The sequence below is a fragment of the Corallococcus terminator genome, assembly GCF_049194865.1.
In the GTDB taxonomy this organism is placed as follows: domain Bacteria; phylum Myxococcota; class Myxococcia; order Myxococcales; family Myxococcaceae; genus Myxococcus; species Myxococcus terminator_A.
The window spans coordinates 197,471-223,899 of record NZ_JBLZWL010000123.1; the positions used below are offsets into that span (position 1 = coordinate 197,471).

General features: G+C 68.2%; 26 protein-coding genes. 6 read left to right on the forward strand and 20 right to left on the reverse strand.

What is annotated here, in order from left to right:
- Positions 1-11: 11 nt before the first annotated feature.
- The 12 genes from ACN469_RS36865 to ACN469_RS36920 form a co-directional block, all read right to left on the reverse strand.
- On the reverse strand, positions 12-3,719 hold the full coding sequence (locus ACN469_RS36865) for a baseplate J/gp47 family protein (RefSeq protein WP_498775940.1): 3,708 nt from the start codon (positions 3,717-3,719) through the stop codon (positions 12-14).
- A gap of 3 nt (positions 3,720-3,722) precedes the next feature.
- Positions 3,723-4,148 carry a GPW/gp25 family protein gene (locus ACN469_RS36870; RefSeq protein ID WP_498775942.1) on the reverse strand — a complete coding sequence of 142 codons (426 nt, stop codon included), beginning with the start codon at positions 4,146-4,148 and terminating at the stop codon, positions 3,723-3,725.
- 6 nt (positions 4,149-4,154) lie between these two features.
- Positions 4,155-4,457, reverse strand: a complete 303-nt coding sequence (locus ACN469_RS36875) for a PAAR domain-containing protein (protein WP_498775944.1) — start codon at positions 4,455-4,457, stop codon at positions 4,155-4,157.
- A 25-nt stretch (positions 4,458-4,482) separates the two neighbouring features.
- Positions 4,483-6,282, reverse strand: coding sequence for a type VI secretion system tip protein VgrG (gene vgrG / locus ACN469_RS36880; RefSeq protein WP_498775946.1), 1,800 nt, complete (start codon positions 6,280-6,282; stop codon positions 4,483-4,485).
- On the reverse strand, positions 6,279-6,980 hold the full coding sequence (locus tag ACN469_RS36885) for a CIS tube protein (RefSeq protein ID WP_498775947.1): 702 nt from the start codon (positions 6,978-6,980) through the stop codon (positions 6,279-6,281). The genes vgrG and ACN469_RS36885 overlap by 4 nt, the downstream gene beginning before the upstream one ends.
- 2 nt (positions 6,981-6,982) lie before the next feature.
- A complete protein-coding gene (locus ACN469_RS36890) occupies positions 6,983-7,174 on the reverse strand; it encodes a DUF5908 family protein (protein WP_498775949.1) in 192 nt (63 codons plus the stop codon).
- Between the two features lie 10 nt (positions 7,175-7,184).
- Entirely contained in the window at positions 7,185-7,715 is a 531-nt protein-coding gene (locus ACN469_RS36895) for a phage tail protein (protein WP_498775950.1), read from the reverse strand.
- A 14-nt stretch (positions 7,716-7,729) separates the two neighbouring features.
- Positions 7,730-8,185 (reverse strand): phage tail protein, encoded by a 456-nt coding sequence (locus ACN469_RS36900; RefSeq protein ID WP_498775951.1) that lies wholly within the window; start codon positions 8,183-8,185, stop codon positions 7,730-7,732.
- A gap of 57 nt (positions 8,186-8,242) precedes the next feature.
- On the reverse strand, positions 8,243-9,799 hold the full coding sequence (locus tag ACN469_RS36905; RefSeq protein WP_498775953.1) for a phage tail sheath family protein: 1,557 nt from the start codon (positions 9,797-9,799) through the stop codon (positions 8,243-8,245).
- Positions 9,800-9,837: 38 nt separating this feature from the next.
- Positions 9,838-11,286, reverse strand: a complete 1,449-nt coding sequence (locus tag ACN469_RS36910; RefSeq protein ID WP_498775955.1) for a hypothetical protein — start codon at positions 11,284-11,286, stop codon at positions 9,838-9,840.
- Entirely contained in the window at positions 11,283-11,885 is a 603-nt protein-coding gene (locus ACN469_RS36915) for a Pvc16 family protein (RefSeq protein WP_498775956.1), read from the reverse strand. Before ACN469_RS36915 ends, ACN469_RS36910 begins: the two co-directional genes overlap by 4 nt.
- A gap of 619 nt (positions 11,886-12,504) precedes the next feature.
- Complete coding sequence (locus ACN469_RS36920) at positions 12,505-13,386, reverse strand: RNA polymerase factor sigma-32 (protein WP_498775958.1); 882 nt, start codon at positions 13,384-13,386, stop codon at positions 12,505-12,507.
- A gap of 305 nt (positions 13,387-13,691) precedes the next feature.
- Here ACN469_RS36920 and ACN469_RS36925 point away from each other — a divergent pair, with 305 nt between their 5' ends.
- Complete coding sequence (locus tag ACN469_RS36925) at positions 13,692-14,135, forward strand: hypothetical protein (RefSeq protein WP_498775960.1); 444 nt, start codon at positions 13,692-13,694, stop codon at positions 14,133-14,135.
- Positions 14,136-14,267: 132 nt separating this feature from the next.
- Positions 14,268-16,643: a YfhO family protein gene (locus ACN469_RS36930; protein ID WP_498775961.1), complete on the forward strand. Its 2,376-nt coding sequence runs from the start codon at positions 14,268-14,270 to the stop codon at positions 16,641-16,643.
- A gap of 13 nt (positions 16,644-16,656) precedes the next feature.
- Here ACN469_RS36930 and ACN469_RS36935 read toward each other — a convergent pair whose 3' ends face one another.
- The gene (locus tag ACN469_RS36935; protein WP_498775962.1) at positions 16,657-17,370 is read right to left on the reverse strand and encodes an immunity 52 family protein; all 714 of its coding nucleotides are present in this window, start codon (positions 17,368-17,370) and stop codon (positions 16,657-16,659) included.
- A gap of 13 nt (positions 17,371-17,383) precedes the next feature.
- Positions 17,384-18,115 (reverse strand): hypothetical protein, encoded by a 732-nt coding sequence (locus tag ACN469_RS36940; RefSeq protein ID WP_498775963.1) that lies wholly within the window; start codon positions 18,113-18,115, stop codon positions 17,384-17,386.
- Between the two features lie 275 nt (positions 18,116-18,390).
- Between ACN469_RS36940 and ACN469_RS36945 the strand changes: the two genes are divergently transcribed.
- A complete protein-coding gene (locus ACN469_RS36945; protein ID WP_498775965.1) occupies positions 18,391-19,338 on the forward strand; it encodes an alpha/beta fold hydrolase in 948 nt (315 codons plus the stop codon).
- 77 nt (positions 19,339-19,415) lie between these two features.
- On the opposite strand, the gene ACN469_RS36950 is transcribed toward ACN469_RS36945, so the two are convergent.
- Positions 19,416-19,871 carry a MarR family winged helix-turn-helix transcriptional regulator gene (locus tag ACN469_RS36950; RefSeq protein WP_498775966.1) on the reverse strand — a complete coding sequence of 152 codons (456 nt, stop codon included), beginning with the start codon at positions 19,869-19,871 and terminating at the stop codon, positions 19,416-19,418.
- A gap of 30 nt (positions 19,872-19,901) precedes the next feature.
- On the opposite strand from ACN469_RS36950, the gene ACN469_RS36955 reads away from it, so the two are divergent.
- Entirely contained in the window at positions 19,902-21,059 is a 1,158-nt protein-coding gene (locus ACN469_RS36955; protein ID WP_498775968.1) for an FAD-dependent oxidoreductase, read from the forward strand.
- A gap of 26 nt (positions 21,060-21,085) precedes the next feature.
- On the opposite strand, the gene ACN469_RS36960 is transcribed toward ACN469_RS36955, so the two are convergent.
- Positions 21,086-21,514: a FixH family protein gene (locus ACN469_RS36960; RefSeq protein WP_498775970.1), complete on the reverse strand. Its 429-nt coding sequence runs from the start codon at positions 21,512-21,514 to the stop codon at positions 21,086-21,088.
- A gap of 114 nt (positions 21,515-21,628) precedes the next feature.
- Here ACN469_RS36960 and ACN469_RS36965 point away from each other — a divergent pair, with 114 nt between their 5' ends.
- Both ACN469_RS36965 and ACN469_RS36970 read left to right on the forward strand, forming a co-directional pair.
- Positions 21,629-22,369, forward strand: a complete 741-nt coding sequence (locus ACN469_RS36965; protein WP_498775972.1) for a hypothetical protein — start codon at positions 21,629-21,631, stop codon at positions 22,367-22,369.
- Between the two features lies 1 nt (position 22,370).
- Entirely contained in the window at positions 22,371-23,033 is a 663-nt protein-coding gene (locus ACN469_RS36970; protein ID WP_498775974.1) for an SCO family protein, read from the forward strand.
- A gap of 22 nt (positions 23,034-23,055) precedes the next feature.
- Here the strand turns inward: ACN469_RS36970 and ACN469_RS36975 are convergent, their stop codons facing one another.
- The 4 genes from ACN469_RS36975 to ACN469_RS36990 all read right to left on the reverse strand — a co-directional run bounded on the left by ACN469_RS36975 (position 23,056) and on the right by ACN469_RS36990 (position 26,284).
- Complete coding sequence (locus tag ACN469_RS36975) at positions 23,056-24,135, reverse strand: cytochrome-c peroxidase (RefSeq protein WP_498775976.1); 1,080 nt, start codon at positions 24,133-24,135, stop codon at positions 23,056-23,058.
- Positions 24,132-25,235, reverse strand: coding sequence for an MbnP family protein (locus ACN469_RS36980; protein WP_498775978.1), 1,104 nt, complete (start codon positions 25,233-25,235; stop codon positions 24,132-24,134). The genes ACN469_RS36975 and ACN469_RS36980 overlap by 4 nt, the downstream gene beginning before the upstream one ends.
- 115 nt (positions 25,236-25,350) lie before the next feature.
- A complete protein-coding gene (locus tag ACN469_RS36985; protein WP_498775980.1) occupies positions 25,351-25,545 on the reverse strand; it encodes a hypothetical protein in 195 nt (64 codons plus the stop codon).
- Positions 25,546-25,561: 16 nt separating this feature from the next.
- Entirely contained in the window at positions 25,562-26,284 is a 723-nt protein-coding gene (locus ACN469_RS36990; protein WP_498775982.1) for a YcnI family copper-binding membrane protein, read from the reverse strand.
- Positions 26,285-26,429 lie beyond the last annotated feature (145 nt).

The window sequence follows — 26,429 nt, forward strand, 5'->3', positions numbered from 1 at the left end:
GAAGACGAGGCTCAGTAGCCATCCGCCAGCGGCTCGGCGACGGGCGCGCCGGCGGCTTGCAGCTCGTGCCGCGTGGCGGAGGTGAGGAAGTACCAGTCGGATTCCAGTGCCTCGGGCGGCGGCGTGTGCCCCAGCTCCAGCGACAGCAGCGCCTGGACATAGGGCCGCGTCTGGATGAAGTCGGAGATGTCGGCCTCGGACGCGTACTGTCCCTGCCGCGTGGCGCGCGACGCGTCGTGGTACCAGGGCGACAGGTACTCCACCAGCTCGCGGTCCAGCCGGTCGATGCTCGCGCCGACGTCCTCTCCCACGCGGAAGTCCACCAGGGCCTTCACCGTGACGTGCACGTAGATGGGATTGACGACGCGAATCCTGGCGAAGGGACTGGCGCGCTCCTCGAGATAGCGCTGGATGCGCTCCAGCATGTCCGAGGTGACTTGCGGCACCGTGGCGTCCGCGGACGTCGTCCCATCCCGTCCGGGCACCACGACGACGAGCACCGCGCCGGGGACACCGGCCTGGAGTGGCGTGTGCGCTGGCAGGGCCTTCACCTTCCAGATGGAGGGGAAGCGCTCCAGCACCAGGCGCTCGTAGTCCCACGCGAGCACGGCGCGCTCCTTGTGGCGCAGCCGCTCGGAGGCGCGGGCCTCGAAGGTGCGCGGCGTCTCCGGCGGACGTCCACCGAAGGACGGCATCGGCTGGGAGATGCCGCCGATGTCGGGCAGCTCCTGCACGGACAGGGTGATGCTCCCGGCCGGCACGGGCGTCTCCACGTCCACGCCGGGCTCCTGCCGCGTGGCCAGCAAGGCGTGCGGGGTGACCTGGAGCGTCCGGGGAAACGCCTCCGCGTCGTCCGCCACCGAGGCCCGCATCCACTGAAGCTCCGACTCAGCGCCCGAGGGAATCAGCGTGCTCCCCTGGGAGCTGAAGGCCGGGAGGCTCAGCGCGAGGATGCCCGTGCCCTGCAATCCTCCGGTCGAATCGAAGAGGACCTGTGACGGCGCGAGCGAGCTCCAGCCCGCCGCCGTGAGCAAGTCCCACCGCACGACGGGCGGCGCTCCCTCGCCCATGAAGGTGCCGCTCAACTGGAACAGCAGCGTGAGCGTCTGCGCCGTCTCCAGCCCCGTGAAGCCGAGGTACAGGTTGGCCGGCGCCTTGAATCGCGGCAGCAGCGACAGGGGGCGCCGCGCCTCCGGCGCCACCTGCTTGAAACCCTCGAAGGGCAGCAGGTGGAAGAAGCGGACGTCATCCAGTGTGCAGTGCGCCGAGTAGTGGATGCTCAGCTTCTGGAGCTGGGGCAGCCACGGAGGATTGGGATACTTCAGGTCCTTGGGAGGCGGCGGCGGGCTTTGGACGAGCGGGTCCGGCAGCTCGGCCAGCACCGCGCTCAGGACGTTGACCGTGTAGAGCGAATCACCGAAGGCATACGACGGCGCGGCCAGTCGCAGCTCCAGCGCGCTGGCGGCGGGGTCGTAGTAGTCGGGCGGCGTGCTGGGGCTGATGTCGAACTGCTCCAACATCGTGTCCTTGCACAGCTCGCCCTTCGCGGAGGGCGTGGAGTTGGCGCAGTCGTCCTTCGTGCGGAAGAGGTATCCGCGCACCGTGTCCCAGGACTCCACCTCTTCTGGCAGCGTCACCGGGGAGAGCGGCGACATGAGCGGTTGCAGCATCCAGGAGCCCGGCTGGAGCACGCGCAGGTCCGCGAGGAAGCTCTGGTTGTCGAAGAGGTCGGCCGTGGGCTTGCCGTCCGGTCCCACCACATAGTCACGGTAGTAACCGTGAAACCCATCCTTGTTGGAGGGCAGGTTGAACCAGTCCAGCGAGAGCCGCAGGGTCTCGGGCCGCTTGACGAACAGCTCGGTGTGGCGGATTCGCACGTAGGAGCCGACGACGGGCTCCGAGCCGAACAGGGGCCAGGGGACACTCGGGTCCACGCCTCCCTGCGTGTTCTCCACGCTCACGCCCGACAGGTCCGACACCCGCACGCGCAGCTCCAGCGTGGAGAAGTCCACCGCGTCCAGCAGCGACACGGGATGCACTTCGACGCCGCCCTTCAGCGTGACGGGCTCGGGCTTGAGGAAGGCCCGGAGCATGGGCAGGTCCGGAGCGGGGGCGGTACCATTGGGCACCACCGAGGGCGCGGAGGGTGTCAGCTCGAACCAGAGGCCGAAGCCCCGTGGCTCGGCGTCGCCCACGGGCGGCGGGAGGACGGGCTCGTAGCGCTCCACCGTCAGCCAGCCCTCGGCGGTGGAGACCTGGAGCGTGAAGGCCTCGCGCAGCACCTGTCGCAGCACGCTCTGCGTGTCCAGGCCCGTCGCCGAGGCGAGCGCCGTCAGCAGGGTGCCCAGTCGCTTCGCGGAGGCCGGCGCGAGCGGTACCTCCAGCGTCACCACGCGTGTGCCACCCGTCAGCAGCAGGTACCGGGAGGCGAGCGCGAAGCCGAGCGTCGCGGACGCGGTGACGGTGGTGGGCGTCACGCCCGCGCGCACCGCGCCGAAGGTGGCCCAGCCGGGAAGCCGCTCGTCGTCGGAGGACTCCGCGTCGGTCCGCGCCGGCTCCAGCGGCATCTCCGACGTGAGCACCTGCCGGACGACGGTGAGCGCGTCCTCCTCGTCCGCGAGCGGAGAGGCCAGCGGCAGCAGCGGCCCGCGCAGCACGCGCAGCGCCAGGCGCCGGGCCACCGTGGCCGGAGTGACACCCACCGAGGTGTCCGAGGCGAAGAGGATGTCCTGCCCATCCGGACGCTTGCCGGCCGGAAACAGGGTGCCCCGAGGAACGAGCGCTTCGCGCACCTCCTCGTCCTCGGCCAGGGTGAAGGTGAGGTACGTGCTGTCGGGGAGCGCGGCGCGGTGCCTCAGGCGCAGCACGTCGCGGTGATAGAAGCCGGCGTACCGGCCCGACACCGTGTTGACGGTGTCCTGCGCGGTGCGGAAGAGCTGCACGAAGGACAGGTAGAGCGCCAGGTTCGGCGGATGGTTCCCCGTCGCCAGCGCCGCGGGCATCAGGGTCCCCGTGAGGCCCTGGAGTCGGGACAGCGCATCGAGGAACGGGTCGAGCAGCGGCTCCAGCTTCGCCGCCGCCGCGCGCGCCCGCGCTTCCTTGGAGGCGCCCTTATAGCTGGCGCCGTCCGCGGCGAGCTCCTCCAGGCCCCAGAGGGGCAGCATGCCCTCCGTGTCCAGCCGCACCGCCCGCCCGAGCGCCTGGGGCAGCCCCGCGCCCTTCGCCGCGCTCACCAGCGCGCGCAGCGCCCCGGACAGCGGCCCCTCGACGGCGCTGACCAGTCCCTGCCCGAGCAGCCGGGACAGCTCTCCCTGCGCGCCCAGGCCCGCGCCTCGCAACCAGAGGTCGAAGCGACGGGCCAAGCCGAGGATGAGCTGGAATGCATCCGACAGCGTGGAGAAGGACCGCTCGAAGTTCCGCGCCGCGTCCACCTCGCGCACGGTGACGAGGAAGCGGTCCTCCACCGCGCTCGCATCCAGCGCGTCGATGGAGGCGAGCACCATCACCGGGTCCGCGAGGAAGAACTCCGACCAGTCACCGTCGCGGGTGTTCTTCAAGTCGTAGAAGTAGATGAGCGCGCCGAAGCGGGGCGCGAAGTCGAGCAGCTCCTCCCGCGTGCGCCCGTCCACCGGCGCATGGCCCGCTTCCAGGGCCCGCAGCCAGCGTCCCAGCTGGCTGGGCGCGTCGTTGATGGCGACCTTCGTTTCGCGCGGGGCCATGGGCTAGGGCCCCTGCACCGGGATGCTGCCCTCCTGGAGATAGAAGGGGTAGACGAGGTTGCTGCGCGTGTTCGTCTGCGTGACGATGTACGAGACGGTGATGGACAACATCCCGTCCACCGACGCGTCCCGCTGCACCGTCACCGCATCCACGGCGATGCGTGGCTCCCAGTAGAGGATGGCCTGCTGGACGTAGTCCTGAATCTGCCGCGTCAGCGTGGTGTTGATGCTGCGGAAGACCATCTGCCGCAGCTCGCAGCCGTAGTTGGGGAGCATGACGCGCTCGCCCAGCGAGGTGGACAGCAGCACCCAGAGGCTCTCGCGGATGTCCTGGTCATCGCTGACCATGAGGACGCCGCCGGTGCGCCGGGAGAAGGTGGGTGGGAAGCTCCACCCGGTACCGAGGAAGGAGGGGGGCGTGGTCTCCATGTCGGCTCACCCTCCAATCATCACCGTGGGAAACCCCACGAGGATGGTGCCGCCGTGGGCCGTCTTGTCCCCGAGCCGCGCTGCGGGAAGGCCCATCACCTTCACCGTCGTGGATCCCTTCACGACTGCGTCCGGCGGCCCCACGCAGATGGCCACGTCGCCGACCTTCGCGGCGGGCAGTCCGCCGATGAGCACCGTGGGCGCGCCGGGGCCGGCGATGGGACCTCCGACATGAGGCACCTGCACGGGGCCCACGGGGGTTGTCATGGGGCACTGATGGAAGTCCGTGACGCGGGCGGCGGGAGGCATGGGGCGCACCTTTCGGGGACAGCGCTCAGTTGATTTTCACCAGCGAGCCGCGGACGGTGAGGATTCCACCGGACTTCACCTCGGTCTGGGTATTGCCGCTGGCGGAGAAGCTCACGGACGCCTTGTTCGCCACCTGCTTGCCGCTCACGGAGACATTGCCCGTGGCTTCCAGCGTCAGGTTGGCGCCGGCCTTCACCGCGACGTTTCCCTTCGCGGTGATCTTCACGTCCTTGGCACTGTCCAGGGCGATGCCGCCCTTGGACAGGGACACGGTGTTGCCGTTGCTGTCTTGAATCGAGATGGCGCCGGACGTGTCGTCCAGCTTCACGATGTGATTGCCGGGCGTCTTGATGACGATGACCTTCTTCTCGTCATCGAATGACAGCTCCAGCTTGGAGCGGGTGACGACGGCCTTGCGCGTGTTCTTCTCGTCGGGGGGATACGCCGGCGCGCGCTGCTTGCTGTACACGGAGCCGAGGATGACCGCGTGGCGCGGGTCCTCGTTCATGAAGCCCACCACCACCTCGTCGCCGACCTCCGGGTAGAACAGCGCGCCCACGCCGCTGGACGCGTAGAACGTCCCCAGCCGCGCCCACACGCCCTTGCTCGGCTCCTGGAGCAGCGGCAGGCCCACCAGCACTCGCAGCTCGCCGCCGGGGTCCTTGGCCACCTGCTTCACCACGCCCGTCTGCAGCCCTTTTATCGGCGGAAGCTGTCCGGCCGCGTCCGGCGCCGCGATGTCCGGGTTCTCCACGGTGAACCAGCGCGGCGACAGGCCGAAGTCCGCCATCGTCATCCAGCGCCCGTCCTCGATGTGGTGGTGCACGGCGCTGATGAAGGCGGCGCCGTTGAAGCGCGGCCCCACGCCCCCCAGCTCCAGCATCTTCCCCACCTGCGCCAGCGCGCTGCCGTGGAAGCGCACCGAGCCGCGAATCTTCGACAGCTTGGACATCAGCAGCTCCGCGGAGGCCCAGTCCTGGAGGTCCGAGGGCTGCAACTCCGCGCCCGTCTGGAGCGCGAACTTCTTCGCGCCGAACACCTGCGCGAGCTGCGCGGAGGTGACGTTGCCCTGCTCCTTCACGGAGACACCGCGCGGGCCGGACTCGATGAGCTTCTGCGCGCCCGCGTCCCAGGTGTAGCCCTTGATGGAGGACGCATCGAGCTGGGTGGTGGCGTCCATCTCCACCTGGAGGTCCAGGATGGAGCGGCCATAGGTGACGTTCAGCACGGGCGCCTGGGAGGTGTCGGGCGGAGCCACCTTCACCTTGCCGGCGTCCGCCATGACGACCAGGCCGTTGAGCTGTGCCCGAGTCACCATCAAATCCCAGTCGGTGGCGTAGTACTGGACGATTTCGTCGTGCACGCCCGTCGTGGCGGTGACGTCGCCGGACAGCCCGTTGCGCGACAGCAGCGTCTGGATGAGCGCGCTGTCCTTCACCTTCTCGAAGAAGCCGCTCTTGCGCTCCAGCGTCATCTTCAGCGCCGCGTCGGTCAGCTCCACCACGAGCTTGGACCCGGAGGACTGGTCGATTTCCAGGCCCTGCCGGCACACGACGCCCTGGAAGATGCGCGTGTTCTCCCCGTCGTAGCCAGCGGAGATGACCACCTTGGCCCCGGGGATGAAGGTGTCCTTGCTGCTGATGGGGAACAGGCCCGTGGACGCGCTGCCGTCGAACAGCACCAGCTTCGCGCGCGGCAGCTTGTTGACGCCCAGCCACGTGTCCACGCTGATGACCTGATACGTCTTCGGGATGACGGCGCCGTTCGACTCGATGGTGAACGTCGCCAGCGCCCCCTCGTTCTTCTCCGGATGGGGCGTGGTCATGCCTGGGTCTCCTTCAGCGGCGGAAACAGCAGCTGCGAGCCCACGGTGAGCCGCCGGAAGTCCGACAGCCCGTTGACCTTCGCCACCTGGAGATACAGCGTGCTGGTGCCGTAGATGCGGAAGCACATCAGGGGCAGCGTGTCTCCCGCCTGCACCGTGCGCACGTGCGTCAGGTCCGGCGAGCTCATCCGCGCCTTGAGCGCCAGCTCCACCTCGTCGTTGTAGCCAAGGAACGTCCCCTTGGCCCGCGCGCGCAGCGGCGTGCCATCCGGCTTGAACAGCGTGTACGTCATGCTCAGCTTGGACAGCCGGCACTTGAACAGGAAGGTGCCCCACGACAGCTTCAGGTAGTTGGGGCTGTGGATGTTCCCGTTGTAGGTGAAGACCAGGTTCTTGAACTTGCTCACCTGCTCGGCGATGCCGTCGTCGGTGAAGGGCATCAGTCCCGGCAGGGGGCTGGGCACGACTCCGGTGCCGTCGAACACCAGCTCCAGCTCCACCGTGTCCGCGGGAATCCGGTTGAAGTCCGGCGAGCCCCCGGGGCTGCCCTGCGTCTGATTGTCGTTGTACTTGACGCAGTACGTCTGCGAATACGACGCCGGGTTGATGTACACGCTGTAGCGGCCGACCTCCGACGTGAAGTCAGACTTCTGGTAGGCGATGACGTTCATCTTCTCGAGGCTGCCGGAGAACCCCATCGCTACCGCTCCTGTCGCGTCTTCAAGACTTGGAGGACGCGGCGCACGCAGTCGTCCACCACCTTCTGGTGCTTCTGCTTCTCGTCATCGCAGCCGCAGTCGCCCACGGGCGTGCTGGGCGTCTCCGGAATCGCCTCGCCGGAGCCGCCCCGCACGCTCATCTGGATGCCGACCTCGTTGACTTCCAGGGGCATGGCGCGCGCCTCACATCAGCCGGGACGTGAGCTGGGCCAGCTTGACGGCGACCGATGCCGGGCTGCCCAGGTTCACGCGCTCGAAGTAGTTGTAGGACAGCTCCAGCGACTCCGTGAGGATGCGGTTCTCCGTGGAGCTCATCGGCGACACCTCCCAGCGCAATGGCCAGGCGTTGATGAAGCCCCACGCCACCAGCGGCAGGCCATCCTCGTTGAGCAGCAACACGAGGATGTTCTGCGGCAACAGCGGCAATGACAGCCCCGAGCCCACGCTCTGTCCGAACCACTCCGCCAGGAACGAGTCCCGCGTCACCACGCCCCGCTTGAGCACCAGGTTGGAGTACTTGGCGGCCTTGGGCAGCTTGTGCGTGAAGCGATTCTCGCCCCCTTCCGTGACGTCCTCGGTGTCCCAGCGGGCCTCGATGCCCGAGATCTCCTGGAACGAGGCGTCCAAATCGCTCGCCGCCGCGAGCAGCGTCGCGGAGCCGAGGACGGAGACGCTGAAGTAGAACGCGCCGGGCGGATAGTAGGGTTCGGACATGGCGATGGATGGGATTACGCCGGCGCGGCGACGACGAGCGTCTCGAAGGCGACCTCGAGCGTCTCCACGGCGACCTCGTTGCCTTCCGACTTGAGGTCCGTGCCGGAGAGCTTCGTGGGCCACGCGTTGTTCAGGGTCCACGTCATCTTCGGCGCACCCTGCTCATCCAGCAGACTGATGATGACCGTCCGCCGGGCAATCGTGTTCATCTTGATTTCGTTGTACCAATCCCAGAAGCGGGCATCGTTGATGAAGATGCCCTTGCGCATCTTCACGTTGCCCACCTTGCCCAGGCCCGGCATCTTGATGGGAAAGAAGCTGGGGTTGTTGCCGTGCCGGTACTCGATGACCTGCGTCTCCGTCTCCAGGCCATCCACTTCCTGGAAGCTGACGGACGTGTCGTCCCCCAGCTGGACGGAGAAATAGAATTTCGGCAACGGCCAGATATCGTTTTGGACTTCACCTGCCATGGCGGCTCCTCTTTGAACTCTTGAAGGGTGGAATCAGTCGTCGAAGTCCGGGCGGCGCTACGCGCTGGCGCCTTCCATCTTCTGCTTGAAGGTCAGCTCGATGAACTCCGCGGGGCGGATCATCTGCAGGGTGACCTGGACGACCATGTAGCCCTCCAGCACGTCCTGCGCCGTCATGGTGCTGCCCAGGCCGCACTCCACGCTGAACGCATCCGACGCGGTGGCGCCCAACAGGCCTCCCTGGGACCACAGCCCCTGGAGGAAGCTGGACACCATGGAGTTGACGGAGGCCCAGGTGTTGCCGTCGTTGGCGGCGAAGACGAAGCGGTCCAACGCGGCCTTGATGGACTGCTCGGCGTAGGTGAGGGTGCGGCGCACCTGGATGTAGCGCCAGTCATTGCTGTTGCCGTCGAGCGTGCGCGCGCCCCAGACGACGGAGCCCCGGCCCACGAACTCGCGCACGGCGTTGACGGCCTTGCCGTCCACCGGGACGTTGAGGTCCGACTGCTGCTCGTTGTTGAGCTTGAACGTGGTGCTGGTGACGCCGGTGAGGCTGACGTTGGCCGGCGCGTTCCACACGCCCCGGTTGGCGTCGTTCCAGGTGTAGATGCCCGCCATGGCGCCGCTGGACGGCAGCACGTCGTCCTTGCGGGTGCTGATGCGCAGCATGTCCGTCAAGAGCGGCAGCGCGGCGGTGAGGTTCTGGTTCAGCGCCTGGATGTCCTCGGGCGCCGTCACCGTGCCAATCTTGGCGATGTCCGCGTCCACCGCCGTCTTGCGCGTGGGCGCGTTGGTGTAGAGGTTGGCGCTCTCCAGCAGCAGGATGGACTTGAGCGTCGCCTCCGTCTTGATGTTGGTGTAGTCGAAGTCGCTCACCTGCTGCACCGAGGTGTGCAGGAAGGGGAAGTAGGTCATCCCGTAGTTGAGGAACTTGCTGCCCAGCACGCCCCGGTAGTCGGAGATGACGGTGGACAGGGTGGTCTGGGTGACGGTGGCGGAGCCATACACGTCCAGCACCGCCACGCGGTCCTGCAGCGCGCCGCACTGGGAGAGCATGGCGGTGGCCACCGTCCCGTAGTCCGCCAGCGTCGTCAGGTTCACCGCGTCCGGCACCACGAGCATGGTGGGGCCCACCTGCTCGGCGATGACCGCCAGGCCGCCGACGAGCGTGGCCGCATCCAGCGTGCTCGTGTAGTCGCCGACGGAGACGATGTACGCGGTGCCGCCACCATTGGCGTAGAACAGGCGCAGGCTGTTGAAGAGGACGTACTTGGTTCCCACCACGGGGACCAGGTCGTAGTACTTCCAGCCGGGCGTGGAGCCGGCGCTGTCATACACCTTGAAGTCGTAGTCGCCCGACTTCTGCTTGGGCAGGTCGGTGACCTCGGTGAGGTCGAACGTCGGGTCCGGGGCCCCGCCGAAAATCTGCTCGTAGTCCGCCAGCGACTTGATGAGGACGGGCTTGTTGGGAATGGGCTTGCCGCTGAGCGTCGCCGTCTGGGTGTAGCCGATGAACGCGGGCACCGCCGTCTGGATGCCGACGACGGAGGGCGGGAAGGCGTCCAACTCGGTGACATAGACGCCGGGGGTTTTACGGGCTGTCCTGATGGGCATCGGGTCCTCTCTTCGCTTCGTGGGTGGGGCTTCGGGGGTCAGAGGTTCAGGTAGATGTCCGAGTAGTCCCGCCGCTCGAGCGGCGACGGCGGGGGCGCTCGGGGGATGCCCGAGGGACGGGTGCCTCGCGGGACACCGGGAACCGGGCCCACGCGCGGCAGCACCAACGCGGGCGAGGCCACCGGGACGTTGGACATCAGCGTGCTCTCGAAGGCGCCCTCGGTCCGGGTCCCCTTGAGCTCGAAGAGCTGGTCGGGGACCTCCTGGAGCGGCAGCTCCCGGTCCGCGACGAAGAGATAGGCGTCACCCGCTCCGGCGACGGTGACGGGCACCGGGCCGGAGAAGGTGACGGGCTGGGGCGAGCCCACATCGAGCAGCCGCAGCACGTCGTAGTCGACGCCCCGGGGCGGCACGACGTAGTAGCACCAGCGGGTGCTCCGTCGTTCGAAGCGCAGCTCCGCCCGCAGTGGGACGATGCGCGTCTTCTCCGCGCCCAGGTGCAGGTCGCACAAGGGATACAGGCCCGTGTCGTCCGGGCTCGGCTTGGACAGCACCAGGTCGATGAAGGCCAGCGGCGTCGGGTACGCCTGGGTGTAGAGGATGATGCTCTCGACGAGCGTCGCGCCGGCGGCGTCCAACTGGCGGACGGTGTAGAGCCCTTCGGGCAGGGCGGCCAGGTCCAGATAGAGGACGCTGCCCACGCGCTCCTCGCGGCCCTGGAGTCCGCGCGCCGCGCGCACCTCCTCGCAAGTGATTCGCGAGGGAGCCTGCTTCTGGGTCAGGGCCACCGGGATGCTGCACGGCCTGCAGAGGACCTCGGCGCCGGAGATGTCCAGCAGGACGACCTCGTCCGTCCCCGGCAGGAGCGGCACCTGCACCTGCACCTGCACCACGCGCTGCTGGCTGGCCTCCGTGATTTGCTCGCCCGGGTTGAGCAGGACGGGCAAGGACGCGGTGCCCGCGCAGTGACGCTCCTGGTCCGCGGGCGAGGGCGCCTCTCCGGTGAAGTGGGCCTGGAGGTTGTTGAAGTAGAGGTTGACCTCCGTGGGCTGGAAGTCGCTGGGCAGGTCCGTGAAGTTGACGAAGAGGGGTGTGTCGGGGACGAGCACGAAGGACAGCCACGTCCACTGGCCCACCTTCTCGCGGCGCTCCATCGCCTTGAGCAGCTGCGCACGGCGGTTGTAGTCGTAGAGGACGGAGAAGGCGGTGCCCTCGTCGCGGAAGAGCAGGCCCAGGTCCTTGAGCTGCGCCGCCGTCGCCGCGGTGGGCCGGCAGAGCAGGGCCGGGCAGCGGCCCTCCGAGCGATTGAAGTAGGTGTGCCGCAGGTCCACGCTCAGCAGTCGCTCGAAGGTGTAACGACGGGGCAGCGACTCCCCGTCGAGCGGCTCTTGCGTGGCGAAGTCCTCGAGAGCACGGGGCCGCGCCCCTGGCCGCACCCGCAGGGGCCCCCGGAGGGCTCGCTCGTTGGCGCGTCGGAAGCGGTTCATGGAAGGAGCGCCTCGGGGTGGCCGGGCGCCTCGACGCCCTTGGCCGCGGGCACCTGGGCCTGCTGGGCCTCGCCCCGGTAGGGAATCATCCGGACCTTGTAGAAGACGGACGGCAGGTACTTCACACCCGCCAGCCCCATCAGGTGGTTGAGGCCCAGGAGGTCCAGGTCGACGAACTCGAAGGTGAGCTTGTCGATGTCCGGGTCCAACCCCGGCAGGCTCTGCTGGGTGAACCACGGCGTCTGCTGGAAGAAGCTGATGACGTGGGAGATGGCCTCCAGCCCCACCGGGTACGCCTGGTCCTCGAAGTTGGCGTACAGCAGGACGAAGAGGTCGATGAAGAGCGGCGGCGCGATGATTCCGTACGTGTCCGCGGACACGGGGACGTTGCGGTTGTACGTGCTGACGACCGTCTCATGACGGATGTTCGCCAGGTACATCACCACCGCGTCGCGCGCGGGGGCCGCGGGGTTGCCCTGGTTGTCCGTCAGGTTGGAGAGCACCACCCAGGGCTCCTGCCGGGGCGTCGCCTCCGCGTTCCGGATGAACTCATCCAGACGCCTGCGGATCAGCTCCAATGTGCCTCCCAGCTTGCCCAAGACAAGACTCCGCCGAGCACGCCCGTCGGGCGTGTCTGTGATTGATGTGGATGGTGAGACCCGGAGGGCCGCCGGGGTTTTCGCGAGCGGAGATCGCACCACCGACCATCCGCCACAGCCGCTGAATGATTCATCTGAAGTGTTGATTCAGGTGATGGTCTGACAGTAACAGGGAAAGCCCGTGTGTCAATGGGGGTGGGTTTGTCTGACTTGGCGGGGAGGATGTCTGTTGAAACCTCTCGCGTCTGTATTTGTCGACACGGGGGAGGGAGGATTCCGGCGGGGTGTCGCGCGGCGGCTTTCGCACGTCGGACGTCCTGCTCCCGAGGGACGCGGGGCGCTCAGGGCTTGGCGCCGGGGTCACCTGGAGGGTTCGCGGCGGGGGACGTCCCGGACAGCGGGCCTGGGGTGGGGAGGCCCGAGTCGACAGGAGGAACCGCCGCGGCACCGCGCGGGCCGGATTTTCGGCCTCGGGCGCGATTTCGGACGGGGGAGGCCGGGTGGACCCCAGGCGAGCTGGCCGGGGACGTAGGGCCTGGAAACGAATGAGTCCGCCTTTCTGACGAAAGGCGGACTCGGTGTGAGTCAGCGACCCCGGTGAGGGAGTCGGTGTGGAGGCTTAGAGAGAGGCGGCGTCCAGGCCGGCGTCGGCCATCAGCAGGGCCAGCTCGGCCTTGAGCTTGTCCTTGGCGCGAATCTCCAGCTGACGGGCGCGCTCGCGGGAGAAGCCGAAGTGCTCGCCCAGCTCGCTGAGCGTCATCTCGGAGTCACCCATCACCCGGTTCTCGATGATGAAGCGCTCGCGCGGGTCCAGGCGGCGCAGGGCGCGCTGCACGAGGTCCCGGGTGAGGCCCGCCTGCTGGCGGTCGGCCACCTCGTCCTCGTGGGACGCGGCGGAGGACTCCACGAAGTCCAGGTGCGTGGCGTCGCCGTCCTCGCCGACGGGCGCGTCGAGCGACAGGTCACGGCCGCCCATGCGCTGCTCCATTTCGCGCACCTCGGAGGCCTTCACGTTCAGCCTGCGGGCAATCTCCTCCGCGTTGACGATGCTCGCGTCACCGGCGCCCATGCGCTCCAGCTCGCGGCGGGTGCGCGCCAGGCTGAAGAACAGCCGGCGCTGCGCCTGCGTCGTGCCCAGCTTCACCAGGCTCCAGTTGCGGAGGATGCAGTTCTGGATGTACGCGCGAATCCACCACACCGCGTAGGAGATGAGGCGGATGCCCTTGTCCGGGTCGAACTTCTGCACGGCCTTCATCAGGCCGATGTTCGCCTCCTGGATGAGGTCCGACATCTTCAGGCCGTACGAGCGGTACTCGTAGGACACCTTCACCACGAAGCGCAGGTTGGCCGTGACGAGCTGGTGGCCCGCCATCAGGTCGCCCTTGCGGAAGCGGCGCGACAGCTCCTGCTCCTGAGGCTGGGTGAGCAGGGGGTACTTGTTGATCTCCGAGAGGTACGTGGAGAGGGAGTCCGGGGAGGAGAAGTTGGAGGTTTCCTGCATGGCGTCTCTCGGGGAAGGGGGCCGGTGGGAGCCGCGCGTCGGCGGCACGGGAGGGGTCCTTCGCAATGCATGTGCCACGGCACTTCCCAAGCGTTCCCCAGTGAATGCGCGGGTTTGCATCAGGGGGGGAGGGTGCTTAAGGGCGGTACTCTGTCGTTTTTACAGGGGGGTGATCCGAAGACTCTTCCGACTGTTTCACGGCCGACAGTGGGAGAGGGTGGGGTGGCCGAGGGCATGCAGGCGAGCGAGGTGGCGGTTGTGCGACACGCCTCCGCGGTTCGCCGTGCCATCGCCACCTTGGGGGGATGGAGAACCTGTTCCAGCTCTTCGCGGTGTCGGCGGTGGTGATGGGGGTGTCGCAGACCATCGCCCGCGAGCGCATCTTCGCGTCGCTGCGCGCGCGGCTGGGCGGGAAGGACACGTGGTGGGGGTATCTGGTGTCGTGTCCCTACTGCGTGTCGCACTACGTGGCCTTCATGCTGGTGCCGCTCACGGGGACGTACGCCATTGACGTGGTGGTGGGCGGCTGGCCGGGGTGGGTGCTGAGCTGGGTGTTGTCCTCGCTGCTCATCACCGTCATCGCCGCCTTCTACCGGGTCATCTTCTGGTTCGTGGATGAGAGCCAGGGCCTGGTGAAGCGGCGGCAGCGGACGGAGGAGGAGGAGATCGCGACGAAGCGGCTGGTGAGGAAGCAGGTGGAGCAGCAGGTCGCCGCCGACGAGGACTCAGCGCCGCCGTCGCCGCACTGAGGCGCGGCGCGGGACTACCCGTGGCCCCGGGCAGCATGAGAAGAAGGTGCCCGTCTGGCGTCGGAGGTAGGGGACGCGCTCGCGGACGTGGATCGGCTGCCGCCGTGACGACCCGGAGGCACCAGGGGCTTGATGACGGACGACTCGAAGCGGATGGACGGGATGGCACGCGGGTGGCGCACCTGGGGGTGGCCGGTGCTCCTGGTATTGCTGCCCGCGGGGTTCTTCCTCCGGGCGTTGGTCAGTGGCGGAGTCTTCATTGCCGGGGACACGCTGCGCGTCTTCTATCCGACGCGAGCCTTCTGGGCCGCGAGGGTGTCCGCGCTCGAGCTGCCGGAGTGGTTCCCGTATGACGGCTTCGGTCAGTCCTTCGTGGGCGCCATCAACGTGGGAGCGTTCCATCCCACGTCACTGCTTCACCTGGTGCTGCCGCTCGGCGCCGCGGGGACCGTGACCTTCCTGAGCTGCTATCTGCTGGCGCTGGTCGGCACGTACGCCCTGATGCGGGAGTACCAGGTCCCTCGGGCCGGAGCGCTCTTCTCGGCCATGACCTTCGCGTTCTGCGGCTACCTGGTCGCCATCACCAACAACTCCACCTACCTGCTGTCCGCCAGCGCGGTGCCCGCGGCGCTCTGGGCGGCGGTCCGCTTCATGCGGGCCCCTTCGGTCGGGAGGCTGGCCGCGGGCGCGGCGTTGCTGGCGCTGGTCGTCGCGGGAGGTGATGCGCAGGGCTTCGCCATGGTGAACGCGCTTGTCGTGCTCGTGGCTTGCGTGGAGCCAGCGGCGGGGACCTGGCGTCGGCGCATGGTGACGTGCACGTTGCTGGTCGCCACGGGTGGGTTGTTGTCCGCGCCGCAGTTGTTTCCCGCCGCGGCGCTCGCGGGGTCCGGAGAGCCCGGGGCCCGTTCGCTCGTGGAGGCCCAACGCTTCTCGCTGGCCCCACTTCGCTTGTGGGAGCTGTTCATGGGGCCCTTCCTCGCGGATATCGAGGGGCTGCGTGGCATCCCGGAGGAGGTGGTACGCAACCTTGTCCCGTCTGGCGGCTTCGGTCGGGTCTGGGTCGATTCCGTCTATGTGGGGACGCCCGCGTGTGTCCTCGCGCTGGCGGCGCTCATCACCTCCGCAAGGCATCCTCGGGCCTGGGTTCTCGCGGGTGTCTGGTTCCTGCTGCTGGCCCTCAGCCTGGGAGACGCGCTGCCTGTCTATGGCTGGGTCTATCAATTGCTGCCGCCCTGGCGCCCCTTCCGCTATCCGGAGAAGCTGGTTCCGTGGGTCTCGCTCGGGCTCGCGGTGGCGGCGGGATTGGGCTGGAGAGCGTGTCTGGAAGAAGGGCGCGGTCGCCGAGCTGTCGCGTGGGCTGGAGGCGGGGTGGCGCTGGTGGGTGGGGCGGTGGCGGTGGGAGAGGCCCTGTTCGGTGCGTGGAGTCGCCACGGGCTCGTCTCCCAGTGGCCTCGGGTGCCCGCCGGGGTGGCGGAAGGGCTGTCAGGCAACGTGGTGCGGGTGGGTGTGCTGACGGCGGTGCTCGCGGCCGCGTGTGGATTGCTCGCCCTGCTCCTGAGGGGACGAGGGCTGCGCGAAGGACTGCTGGTGACACTCCAGTTCGGTGCGTTGTGGTGGGGCAGCGAGCCGTTCTACGTACTCGCGCCCGCGGAGCTGTTGGATGTGCCGCCGCCGTTCGTTGAACCCATCCGTCGCGCGGCTCCTCCCGATGAGCCCGTGCGGGTGTCGATGGCGGTTCGCACCCTCGGCTCCTGGAGCGTGCCCGGCTATGACTTCAACGAGCGCATGGCGCTCCGGCTGCTGACGACGTTCCAGCCAGACACGATGGTGTTGTGGGGGCTGGAGAGCGCGAACGGCTATCTGCCCGGAGAGAGTGCTCGGGTGCGCCAGCTGCGTCACGACCTGCCGCGCTGGTATGGCCAGCTCGCGCCGCGTCTGGGCACGCCGTTCTCCGTGCATGATACGGGGACACTCACAGCGGCGGCCTTGCCGCCATCCACGCGCATCATTGCCCAGGACTCGTTGTTCGGGACGTCGCTGGTGGAGCATCCCGACGCCTTGCCGCGCGCATACGTTGCCCGGCCCCGGTGCGTGGGTGGGCTGGGGCAGGCCCTGGACCTCATGCGGGCGCCCGAACTTCCACCCTCCGACGTCGTTATCGTGGAGTGCGCCGGCCCGCTGCCGGAGGCCTCCGAGCGGCTGAAGGGCTCCGTGCGAGTGGAGCGCCCCTCACCCGAGCACCTGCTCGCGGAGGTGGAGACTTCCGAATCCGCCGTGCTCGTCATCAATGACGCCTACCAGCCGGGATGGACGGCGACGGTCGACGGTCGCGAGGTGCCCATCCTTCCCGCGAACGTCGCGGTCCGCGCGGTGGCGGTGCCAGCGGGCCAGCACCGGGTGGAGTTCGTCTACCGGACTCCAGGGCTTCGCGCGGGGCTCATCGTCGGCATCGGGACGCTGCTGGCGCTGTGTCTGCTGGGCGTTGCACGGCGGCGTCCGCTCCGTTAGCCCGCTCTTGTTCCTAGGGCTGGGCTTGGAGTGGCTTCAACAGCCCTGCTTGGTCCAGTTGCTCGCGGACCGTCTCAGCCAACGCCACATGCTCCGGGTTGCTGACCGTGAAGCGCTCGGGCGTGAGGATGATGAGGGTGCCCTTGTCCTCTACCTGCTCGATACGCACCGGAGCAGGAAGGGGAGGCACAGTGCCTCGATTCCGTGAGAGGTATGTCCCCCATCCCACGAACGTGCCGGGATCCGCGAATTCCGATACGGAATCCCGATGATTGTCGGACGTGAAGACTCCCCATGCGGGTTCCCAGGCCAGCACCATCGCGCTCATCACTTGAGTGAGCACAGGCGTCGAAAGGAGTCGTCCCGAGGCATCTCCCATTGCTGGAGGGGTCCACACACAGAGGTCCGCTGTCTCAGGCGATGGAGAACCACAAGAGAAGTTGACCACGCTGCTCGCGTTCGACTCCCCATTCCACGCAGCGAAGAAGAGCTCTCCATCCGCTGACCGATACTTCTTCTTTGCGAACAAGCCGAGAAGGGTTTCAGCACGCGGCACGAACTCGCCCTTGATGGCGGCGTCCCGAGATGCGGCCTGCTCAAACCATCGTGCAAGGCTTTGATCCACGGAGGACAGGCTCTGAAATAGAAGCTCTGCTCTCCGAGAGTACGCTTCGAGCGGCTCGGGTCGCCCAGGCCAATACACGCCTGAATAGTAGGTCTCGGTCATTCAGTGGGGCCCCTCAGTTTGGCGGTGTGTGGACGACTGAGATTCTTCCCAGGCCATTTCGCCTGAAGAGAACGCGCACGTAGTCCGCGACCCTGCTCTCCGCGAAGTGCCACTCGATGGGGAATCCACGGGAGACACGCTGTTGACTCTTGGCCTGCTTGATCATGCCCATGAACCCCTCGAACCACCCACCTTGCTCAACAGCCTGCCCTAGAAATTTCTCATAGCCTGGACCTTTGGCCTCCAGCCGCAGAGGCAATCTGGGACTGATACCTTCGTGCAGGTTCCTCCATGTGCTCCTTTGCGGGCCGCCACCTCCCGGGCCCCTTGGGTGGCCCTCCTTGCTTCGCCCCAGTGCTCGCTCGCTGGAGGATGATGGCCGCACCGGCCCGCCACTCAGCACCGCCGCCGCGCGTCCCATCGGCACCGCGACGCGCCTCATGACGAGCGCGCCTTGGGCCGAGAGCGACAGCACCGGAACTTCAGCTGCTGCGAGCGTCGCACCTCGCAGCGTGCGAGTGGCCGCCGCAGCCGTGCCCCAGGTGGCGATGAGGTTCGTCACCAGTCTGGAGACGGCCTGCACCTGCTCGCCGCGCGTCAGGTACTGGAAGCGCTCCATGTAGTCAGGTGACGAGGCCAGCAGCGCCGCCACGGCGGCAGGCAGGCTGAAGGCTGGCGTTTCCGTCTGACAAGAAGGTGGGGCGCCGAGGGCGAGGTCCGCGCCGTCGACCCCACCGAACGACACGCCTGGCGCCCGTGCTCACACGCCTCCACGAGCGCCCTTTCCCAATCATTCTCGATGAATACGAGCCCTCCTTCCGTGATGGCGCACCGCGTCGAGGCGCGGCCCTGGAGCGGGCTCAGGACTCCGCGGGCGGGTCTCATCGTCATGGTTCTCCAGGGGAGCGTCGCCTCTGCCCGTCCCGAAACCGGGTGGGTTTCCGCCCGTGACGCAACTTCGAGGGGCCTCTGTGAGAAAATGACTGAAACGCCCAGCACCCCCATGGGCGGGAGCCCTTCATGAGCCCCATTGACCGCAACCGTCCCGCTTCCACGCCGCTCGCCTCGACGCAGACCTCGCGCACGGCCCTGAAGAACCCGCTGGGCGGACTGGTGGAGGCCGCGAAGAACGGCCTGAAGGAAGTCCCGCGCTTCCTGGAGCAGGGCAAGGATGTCTTCGAGTCCACGCACCTGAGCGAGATCAAGAAGCTGTTCGGCGGGGACTCGAAGCCGGACCGCGCGAGCGACGGCAAGCTCATGGGCGCCAAGGGGCAGACCTTCGCGCCGGGCACGCCGCTCAAGGACATCCCCGGCGTCACGCCGCAGAACAATCCGAACCCGTCGAAGACCATCCTCTACGTCAACGGCATCATGACGCCGGCGGCCAACCAGCTCAGCGAGATGAAGTCCATCGCCGAGAAGGCGGATGCGCGCGTCATCGGCATCCACAACGCGACGCAGGGAATCGTCGCGGACCTGGCCCAGTGCGTGGGCGACAAGCTGGACAAGGGCAAGAACCCCGCCGTGGACACGCTGGCGGACACCGTCTACAGCGAGCTGAAGGCGGGCCGCGACGTCCACCTGATGGGCTACAGCCAGGGCGGCCTCATCACCGCGCGCGCGCTGTTCGACGTCGAGCGCCGCCTGCGCATCGAGGACGGCATGTCCCCCGCGCAGGTCGAGAAGGCGATGAGCAAGCTGAGCGTGGAGACCTTCGGCGCCGCGTCCACCAAGTACCCGGACGGCCCGAAGTACGTGCACTACGTCAACAACGCGGACGCGGTCCCCACGCTCACCGGCCTGGGCGGCAGCTTCGACCCCATCGCCTTCGCCAAGGACGCCGGCAAGGGCGCCGTCGTGCACCGCTTCACCGACGGCAACCTCAACCTCATCGGCAACCACATGCTGGACACGATGTACATGAAGCACCGCGTGCCCTTCGATGAGGCCCGCGCCGGCAACTTCTAGTGTCCTGACGGAAGAATAGGGTCAGCGCCACGCCGGGGCACGGCCCTGCCCCGGCGGAGTCCCCAGTCGGGGCGGCGCTAACCCTCTGTTTCAAGGTTTTGGACGACCCGCTGCAGGAGCTCGCGCAGGAGTGCCTTCTCCTTCTGCGTGAAGCCCGCGGTCGCCTCGTCCTCTCCGAGCATCAGCGCCGCTTTCGCCTCGGGAAGCCGGGCGCGGGACTGGGAGGTGAGCGACGTGAGGCTCCCTCGCTTGTCCTCCGGGTTGGGCTCGCGCTGGATGACGCCGTCGCGCTCCATGCGCGCGAGCATCTCCGCCATGGTCGGCTGCTCCACGTGCGCCAGCTCCGCGAGCGTCTTCTGCGGCAGCGTCCCGCCATCCTCGAGCGCCACCAGCACGGGGAGCTGGCTCATGCCGAAGCCCAGGGGACGCAGGCGCGCCTCATGCACACGCATGAGCAGCCGTGACGCCCGGTTGATCCAATACGCCGACGTGGACTCGGGGTTCCAGGCGCGTGGCTTGCGTTCGGATTGCATAGGTCCCTTTGTATTATTAGTAAGGGGCCTATGCAAACTGGAAAGCGAATTGGAATCGTGGGCGGAGGGCCGGGCGGGCTGACGCTCGCGCGAGTCCTCTCGATGCGGGGTATCGGCTCCACCGTGTTCGAGCTGGACGAGCACCGGCTGTCACGTCCGCAGGGAGGCTCGCTGGACCTGCACGAGGACTCGGCCCTGGTCGCGCTGCGCCACGCCGGGCTCGAGGCGGGGTTCAAGGTGCTCGCGCGCTACGATGACCAGGGCGACGCGCTCTATGACCACCAGGGGACGCTGCGCTTCCAGTTGGGAGGAGACCCCAGTGGTGGCCGGCCCGAGATTGACCGCGAGCAGCTGCGCACGCTCCTGCTCGACAGCCTCCCCCCTGAGACGATTCGGTGGGGGAGCAAGGTGCGCGCGGTGGAGGCCCTGCCGGATGGTCGCTATCGCGTCGCGAATGAGCACGGCTCGCTCGGTGAGTTCGACCTCGTGGTGGGCGCGGACGGCGCGTGGTCCAAGGTGCGCCCGCTCGTGTCGAGTGTGGAGCCTCGCTACACGGGGGTGATGTTTGTCGAGCTGAGCATCGACGACGTGGATGCGCGGCATCCCGATGTCGCGGCGCTCATCCCGCGCGGCAAGGTCTCCGTGGTCGGTGACTGCCTGAGCCTCATCGCGCAGCGGAGCAGCAACGCGCACGTCCGCGTCTACCTCATGTTCCGTGTGGCCGAGGATTGGTTCCAGCAGGGCGGCGTGGACCTGTCCTCCCCCGAGTGTGCTCGCGCGGCGCTCACGGCGCGGTTCGTCGGGTGGGCGCCTTCACTGCTCCGGTTCATCGACGTGAGCAACGACACCATGGTCCCTCGCCCCATCATCGCGCTCCCGGTGGGGCATCGGTGGACGCACCGGCCGGGCGTGACGCTGCTGGGTGACGCGGCGCATGTCATGCCGCCGTTCTCCGGCGAGGGCGTGAACATGGCCATGCTGGATGCGGCGGAGCTGGCGCTGGGGCTCGCCGAGGACTCCGACTGGAGTCGCGCGGTGGCGACCTATGAAGCGCGCATGTTCACGCGGGCCGCGGAGGCGGCGGCGGGCGCGATGGAGGGGCTCGACTTCGTGTCGGAGCACGCGCTCGCGCACACGCTCGAACACTTCGAGGCGATTCAGCGGATGGCGGGTGCGCCGCATCCGTGAGCCGGAACACGACAGGACTGTGAGCTTCAGCGCGCGAGCTGGAGGCGAACCACGGCCGTGTCCTCGACGGGCCCTGTCAGGGTGAGGCGCAGCTCCCAGGGACCCGGCATGAAGAGGTCCAGCTCGGTCACCTCGAAGTCGCTCGTGCCCCGGCGGGTGATTCGCGCGGGACTGTCGAGCCCGTGGCCCATGGTGGGCATCCACGGCTGGATGGCCAGCACCGTGTCTGGGATTGCGCTGCCCGTGGCTGCTTCGGTGACCCGGAGGAGGAAGCGTTGAGGCCCTCGACGCAGCGGGACGGAGTCGGTCAGCACCTCGATTCGCAGGCGCCCCGAGGTGCTCGTCACGGACGTCACGGGTGTCGCCAGGACAGCGGCCTTCTCCATGGTTGGGGCCGTCGAGGTCGGAGTAGGCGCGGCGCTCAACAGCAGGCACAGCAACATCGTGCTCTTCATTCATCCTCCCAGGTGGACCTGATGTGCGGGAGCTTGTAGCGACGTGCACCTCGCCGACGCGCGCGGCAAGTTGCCACAGCGTGCTCGCGGTCTGTTTGCGCGAGGGTAGCGGACATGCGCATTCCCTCTTCGCGTCCCCCGCGAGGTGTCGCCTGTCCGCGCTCGTGGGCCTGGTGGTTCCTGGGCGTCTCGAGTCTCGCTGTGTTGCTCGTGCTCTGTGGTGCCATGCTGTCGGTGGCGAGGCTGGTGTTGTCGGAGGTGTCCTGGCTTCCCGCTGACACCGAGTGGATTCCCAATCCGTTGCCCTTCCACGGGCAACTTCCCCGGTTCGAGCTCCGGGACGTGGACGGGGCTTCGTTTGGAACACGCCAGCTCCGGGGGCGGGCGTATGTCCTCCAGTTCCTCGGGGAAGAACGGCGGTCTCGCGCCCAGGACCTCGTGGCGCGGTTGTCCTCGGTGGAGCATCGGTTGGAGGCCGAGCAGCTTCCCGTCCGGTTCGTCGTGGTGACGCCTCACTCTCTCGAAGACGTGAGCGGAAGCAGCCCCGTGTCCTGGCATGTGCTGGTGGAGGACCAGGAGTGGGAGGCAGAGGTCCTGACGCTGCTGAGAGAGCGTGCCCCCGAGCAGAGTACACAGGACCGTTTCTCGCTCCTGCGGTCCACGCTGTTGGTGGACCAGGCAGGCGGGCTTCGGGGCGTCTACGACCTGACCGGGCCCGCGCGTGCCGTGGAGGCGCTGGTGGCGGACGCGCGGCAGGTCTCCGTGAGTGGTCCGGTGCCGGCCGTCGCGGGGCTGCCCATGGACCATCCGCATGTGCTCGGCGTGGGTTGCGCGGGCGCGCAGAGGAGGTACTGACATGAATGAACCTGTCGTGGAACGCCCGCGCACGCTCTCCCGGAAGCGCCCCTGGCTCATCGTGGGGGTGCTGGCGCTCGTCGCCGCGCTCGCGCTCCCGCTGCTGCGTGAGTCACGCGCTCGGCTGCGGGCACGGGGGCTGCCTGTCTTCGGTGCCCTGCCGACTTTTCAACTGACGGACCAGACAGGCCGCCCGCTCTCGGATGTGGACCTGCGCGGCGCGGTCGTCGTCGCGGACTTCATCTTCACGCGGTGTCCCACGGTATGTCCGCTGCTCACGGCGAAGATGGCCCGTCTCCAGCGGCAGGCGCGTGAGGCGGGGCTGTCGGTGCGCTTCGTCTCGTTCAGCGTGGACCCGCGCTACGACACTCCGGAGCGGCTCGCCGCTTACGCGAAGACGCGGCATCTCGATACGAGCAACTGGTCGCTGCTGACGGGCCCGCTGGAGGACGTGGAGACCACCGTGCTGGAGGGCTTCCGCGTGATGATGGGGCGGGACGTGGATGCCGGGGAGGACGACTTCCTCAGCATCTTCCACGGCGAGCACTTCGTCCTCGTGGATGCGGACGGACGCATTCGTGGGTACTACCGCGTGCTGGATGACTCCGGAGGGCTGGAGTCGCTTGAGCGCGACCTGGAGGCCCTGGTGCATGCGGCGGAGTAGGGCCGACGCCTCGCGTTCCTGCCTAAGGCGACCCGAGGCCCGGCTCGGACAAGAGGCGCTCGTCCGTCAGCGTCTTCAGGAAGGCGATGATGGAGGCTGTCTCCGCATCGTCCAGGGAGATGCCGGGAGCGCCGCCGCGCTGGAACACGGGCTCCAGCGTGGAGGAGGGCACCATGTGGCGACGATAGTGCGCCAGGACGTCCTCCAGCGTGGCGAGCCGACCATCGTGCATGTACGGCGCGGTGACCGCCACGTTGCGCAGGGTGGGCGTCTTGTATCGCCCCAGGTCCTCGGCGCGCAGGGTGATGCGTCCGCGTCCCCGGGTGACGGCCTCGTCTCCACCGAAGGCGGTGTCCGGGTCCAGCCCGTTGTTGTGGAACGCGTTGTCGGTGAAGAGCTCCGTGTCGTGGCACGGAGTGCAGCGCTGTCGCACCAGCGCGAGGCCCAGCAGCTCCCTCGGCCCCAGCCAGGCGCCCGGCTCTCCGCGGCGCCAGCGGTCATAGCGGGAGTCCGCGGAGATGAGCGTCCGCTGGAACTGGGCCAGCGCCCGCAGCAGGTGGCTCAGCGTGAGGCTGTCGGCTCCCAGCGCCGACTCGAAGCGGGCAACCACCTCCGGGTCCGAGGACAGCCGGCTCATCAGCGCCGCGAAGTCGGTCTGCCCCATCTCGTCCGGATGGGACAGGGGGGCGAGCGACAGGGACTCCAGATTCTTCGCCCCGCCGTCCCAGAACAGCCCCTCCATCCAGGCCACGTTGACCAGGGTGGGGGTGTGGCGCACCAGCGCGTGTCCGCTCACGCCGCGCCGGGTGAGCGCGTCGCCATCGGTGAAGGCCCGGGCCTGCTCGTGGCAGGTGGCGCAGGAGACCTGCCCGGTCGACGACAGCTTGGGGGAGTGGAACAGCCATCGCCCCAGGGCCACCCCCTCGGAGGTGAGGGGATTGTCGGGCGGCGACGGGATGGCGGTGAAGCCCTCGGGGAGGGCCCGGGCGAACCCAGGGCCCTCACCCGGCTCGGCGGTGGAGGACGGTCCACCGCATGCGCCCAGCAGGAGCAGGGCCGCCCAGGTGCATGCGGCCCGTCCCACGAGCGCGGGGGGCTTCATCGGTCCGGGTTTTCCGCCGACACCCACGAGAACATCGTGGCGAATGCATCCGACAGCGTGGCACTCGCGCCGCCCTGGGTGGCGCCGATGGTGGGCGTGGTGCGCGGGCTGAGCGAGGCGAAGAGGACGGCCACGTCGCCGCGCAGGTTCAACGTCACCCGCTTCTGCGAATTGACGGTGACGGCGTTGGGGAAGGTGAAGCTCACCGTGCGGAAGTTGGCGTTGGTGCCGGTGTCCCAGGAGAAGGCGCCGCTCGTCCCGTCGGCCTTGGTGTACTGGCCATGCGTCTTCGTGAAGATGTAGCTGGTGAACCACATCCAGCTCGCCGAGGTCATGTTCCTGAGGATGTGCAGCTCGCCGGCCTGACGGCTCAGGTCGTCGTTATAGGCGGCGTCCACGCCGAGGCCGAAGCGGATGCCGGTATAGGTGCCGGCGGGAACGCCGGAGGCCAGGATGCGCTCGCGACGGTTGGCCGGCAGCGTCACCGGCGACGCCGTGCCCTCGACCTGCTGGGCCTTGATGAGCTCCATGAGGTGGTAGCTGCCCGTCAGCGCCGTCGTGGTGCCGTCCTGCTTGACGAGCACGACGTTCGACAGCCAGTAGCGCAGCTGGGTCAGGCTGAGGGTGTCGCCGCCCGAGGTGGTGTACTGCCGGTCCAGCTCGAAGGGCTGGTCACCGAAGACGAGGGGGAGGTTCAGCTCCAGCGAGCCGTCCATGGCGGCCAGCGTCCCCCTGAGCGCGGCCAGCTCCGAGCGCGTCTGCTCCAACTGGGCGAGTACGCCGGACCAGTCCTGCGAGGCCAGGAGTTGCCTGGCTTCAGCCAGGCTCTGTTTGACGGAGCTCAGCTCCGAGGCGAGGGCCTCCTTCTCCTGCGCGTCGGCGACCGCGTCCTGCTCGTGCCGGGCGACCTGCGTCTCGAGCGCGGAGACCTCCGTCTCCAGGGCCGACACCTGCTTTTCGAGCTGACCGCGCTGCTGCTCGGAGGCCTGGAACTGGGCGTCGGTGGCGTCGTCCCCACAAGCGGGAGTCAGCAGGAGGGTGAGCGTGGTCAGGGCGAGCGCTCGACCCAGGGGAAGCCATGCGGCGAAGTGAAGGTTCATTCCGGGGGTCCTCTCACTTCATGCCGCGCCATGCCGCGTGGCCATTTGTCGCGCGGCGATTTGTCACGGGCCGGGCTCGGCTCCGCACCGCGAGCCCGGTGAGGGTGGCGGGGGCTCAGCGGCCCGGGGGCTTGAGGTCCGCGGGCAGTCCGCCGCCCGTGGGAGGCCGCTCCAGGCTGGTGGGCTGTGTCAGGCCCTGTGCGGGCAGCACGCCCGAGTCGGGTGTCACGGCCGAGGGCGTCTTCGAGCCGCTGTCCGAGCACGCGCAGAGCGCGCACGCGGCGGCCAAGGCAATCAAGTGGCGAGTCATGGTGTGTCCTCCCGCCTCAGTACTTGACCCAGATTTCCGTGCCCGGATGAATCTCCGTCAGCGCGCCCGTGTCCTTGTCGGTCTCGATGAGGCCCTTCGTCACGGGGTTGGGGCTGTACGCGCGGTCGCCGGCCCAGACAATCTGGGCGTCGCTGAACACGGCGAAGTCGTGCACGTGCTCCTCCACGGTGTACTTGTTCCAGCCCGGCGTGCGCTTGGGGTAGACGAAGAGCGCGGGCGCGGGCTCCGCCTGCGGTGTGGTGCCAGCGTCCGTTCCACCATGGTCATGTCCACCCGACGTGCCCACCCACTCCACCGTCGTCTCGGCGCCCTGGGCATCCCGGCACGTCTGCGTGGTGGGGAAGTACACCGTGGTGAAGGGCGCATCCGGCAGGCGGGCGCGCAGCACCAGGCGGTGCGCATGCGTGTCGGCGGGGAGCACCTCGGCGGTGGAGCCCCGCGTCCACGTGACGGACGTCACGTTGTTGTTCGCGTCCTTCTCCACCACGGCCTTGCCGAAGGAGGAGTCGAAGGGCCGCACCGAGGTGACGCCCGCGGGAATCGAAATCTTGATGCGGTAGGTGTCCGCGCCGCTGCATCCATGTCCGACGGTGAACTGCGCCTCGTAGGACGTGCCGGCGACCGCGGGACCGGGGCCGGAGACGGCGATGTGGGCGTGGGCGGCGGTGCCGACCAGCAGGCTCGAGAATGCGAGCAGCGTCTTGAGAGTGGGCTTCAAGCGGGGCCTCCAGAAGGAATGACTGCGCCAGCACCTCGGCGTAGCAGACCGCTTGGAGCGCACCGATGCGGCCATTTGCCGCAGCACGGTGGGGCAGGCCCATCACTTGCGCCGGACAATCATCCGGAAGCCGGAGGGTGGTCCG

What these genes read in the sequence shown, in the direction of transcription:
- vgrG (WP_498775946.1), bottom strand. Translation starts at nt 6,282, where the DNA reads ATGACCACGCCCCATCCGGAGAAGAACGAGGGGGCGCTGGCGACGTTC.
- ACN469_RS36950 (WP_498775966.1), bottom strand. Translation starts at nt 19,871, where the DNA reads ATGCAATCCGAACGCAAGCCACGCGCCTGGAACCCCGAGTCCACGTCG.
- ACN469_RS36935 (WP_498775962.1), bottom strand. Translation starts at nt 17,370, where the DNA reads ATGACCGAGACCTACTATTCAGGCGTGTATTGGCCTGGGCGACCCGAG.
- ACN469_RS36975 (WP_498775976.1), bottom strand. Translation starts at nt 24,135, where the DNA reads ATGAAGCCCCCCGCGCTCGTGGGACGGGCCGCATGCACCTGGGCGGCC.
- ACN469_RS36905 (WP_498775953.1), bottom strand. Translation starts at nt 9,799, where the DNA reads ATGCCCATCAGGACAGCCCGTAAAACCCCCGGCGTCTATGTCACCGAG.
- ACN469_RS36955 (WP_498775968.1), top strand. Translation starts at nt 19,902, where the DNA reads ATGCAAACTGGAAAGCGAATTGGAATCGTGGGCGGAGGGCCGGGCGGG.
- ACN469_RS36925 (WP_498775960.1), top strand. Translation starts at nt 13,692, where the DNA reads ATGGAGAACCTGTTCCAGCTCTTCGCGGTGTCGGCGGTGGTGATGGGG.
- ACN469_RS36895 (WP_498775950.1), bottom strand. Translation starts at nt 7,715, where the DNA reads ATGTCCGAACCCTACTATCCGCCCGGCGCGTTCTACTTCAGCGTCTCC.
- ACN469_RS36965 (WP_498775972.1), top strand. Translation starts at nt 21,629, where the DNA reads ATGCGCATTCCCTCTTCGCGTCCCCCGCGAGGTGTCGCCTGTCCGCGC.
- ACN469_RS36980 (WP_498775978.1), bottom strand. Translation starts at nt 25,235, where the DNA reads ATGAACCTTCACTTCGCCGCATGGCTTCCCCTGGGTCGAGCGCTCGCC.
- ACN469_RS36910 (WP_498775955.1), bottom strand. Translation starts at nt 11,286, where the DNA reads ATGAACCGCTTCCGACGCGCCAACGAGCGAGCCCTCCGGGGGCCCCTG.
- ACN469_RS36985 (WP_498775980.1), bottom strand. Translation starts at nt 25,545, where the DNA reads ATGACTCGCCACTTGATTGCCTTGGCCGCCGCGTGCGCGCTCTGCGCG.
- ACN469_RS36870 (WP_498775942.1), bottom strand. Translation starts at nt 4,148, where the DNA reads ATGGAGACCACGCCCCCCTCCTTCCTCGGTACCGGGTGGAGCTTCCCA.
- ACN469_RS36970 (WP_498775974.1), top strand. Translation starts at nt 22,371, where the DNA reads ATGAATGAACCTGTCGTGGAACGCCCGCGCACGCTCTCCCGGAAGCGC.
- ACN469_RS36920 (WP_498775958.1), bottom strand. Translation starts at nt 13,386, where the DNA reads ATGCAGGAAACCTCCAACTTCTCCTCCCCGGACTCCCTCTCCACGTAC.
- ACN469_RS36885 (WP_498775947.1), bottom strand. Translation starts at nt 6,980, where the DNA reads ATGGGGTTCTCCGGCAGCCTCGAGAAGATGAACGTCATCGCCTACCAG.
- ACN469_RS36930 (WP_498775961.1), top strand. Translation starts at nt 14,268, where the DNA reads ATGACGGACGACTCGAAGCGGATGGACGGGATGGCACGCGGGTGGCGC.
- ACN469_RS36900 (WP_498775951.1), bottom strand. Translation starts at nt 8,185, where the DNA reads ATGGCAGGTGAAGTCCAAAACGATATCTGGCCGTTGCCGAAATTCTAT.
- ACN469_RS36890 (WP_498775949.1), bottom strand. Translation starts at nt 7,174, where the DNA reads ATGCCCCTGGAAGTCAACGAGGTCGGCATCCAGATGAGCGTGCGGGGC.
- ACN469_RS36960 (WP_498775970.1), bottom strand. Translation starts at nt 21,514, where the DNA reads ATGAAGAGCACGATGTTGCTGTGCCTGCTGTTGAGCGCCGCGCCTACT.
- ACN469_RS36945 (WP_498775965.1), top strand. Translation starts at nt 18,391, where the DNA reads ATGAGCCCCATTGACCGCAACCGTCCCGCTTCCACGCCGCTCGCCTCG.
- ACN469_RS36875 (WP_498775944.1), bottom strand. Translation starts at nt 4,457, where the DNA reads ATGCCTCCCGCCGCCCGCGTCACGGACTTCCATCAGTGCCCCATGACA.
- ACN469_RS36865 (WP_498775940.1), bottom strand. Translation starts at nt 3,719, where the DNA reads ATGGCCCCGCGCGAAACGAAGGTCGCCATCAACGACGCGCCCAGCCAG.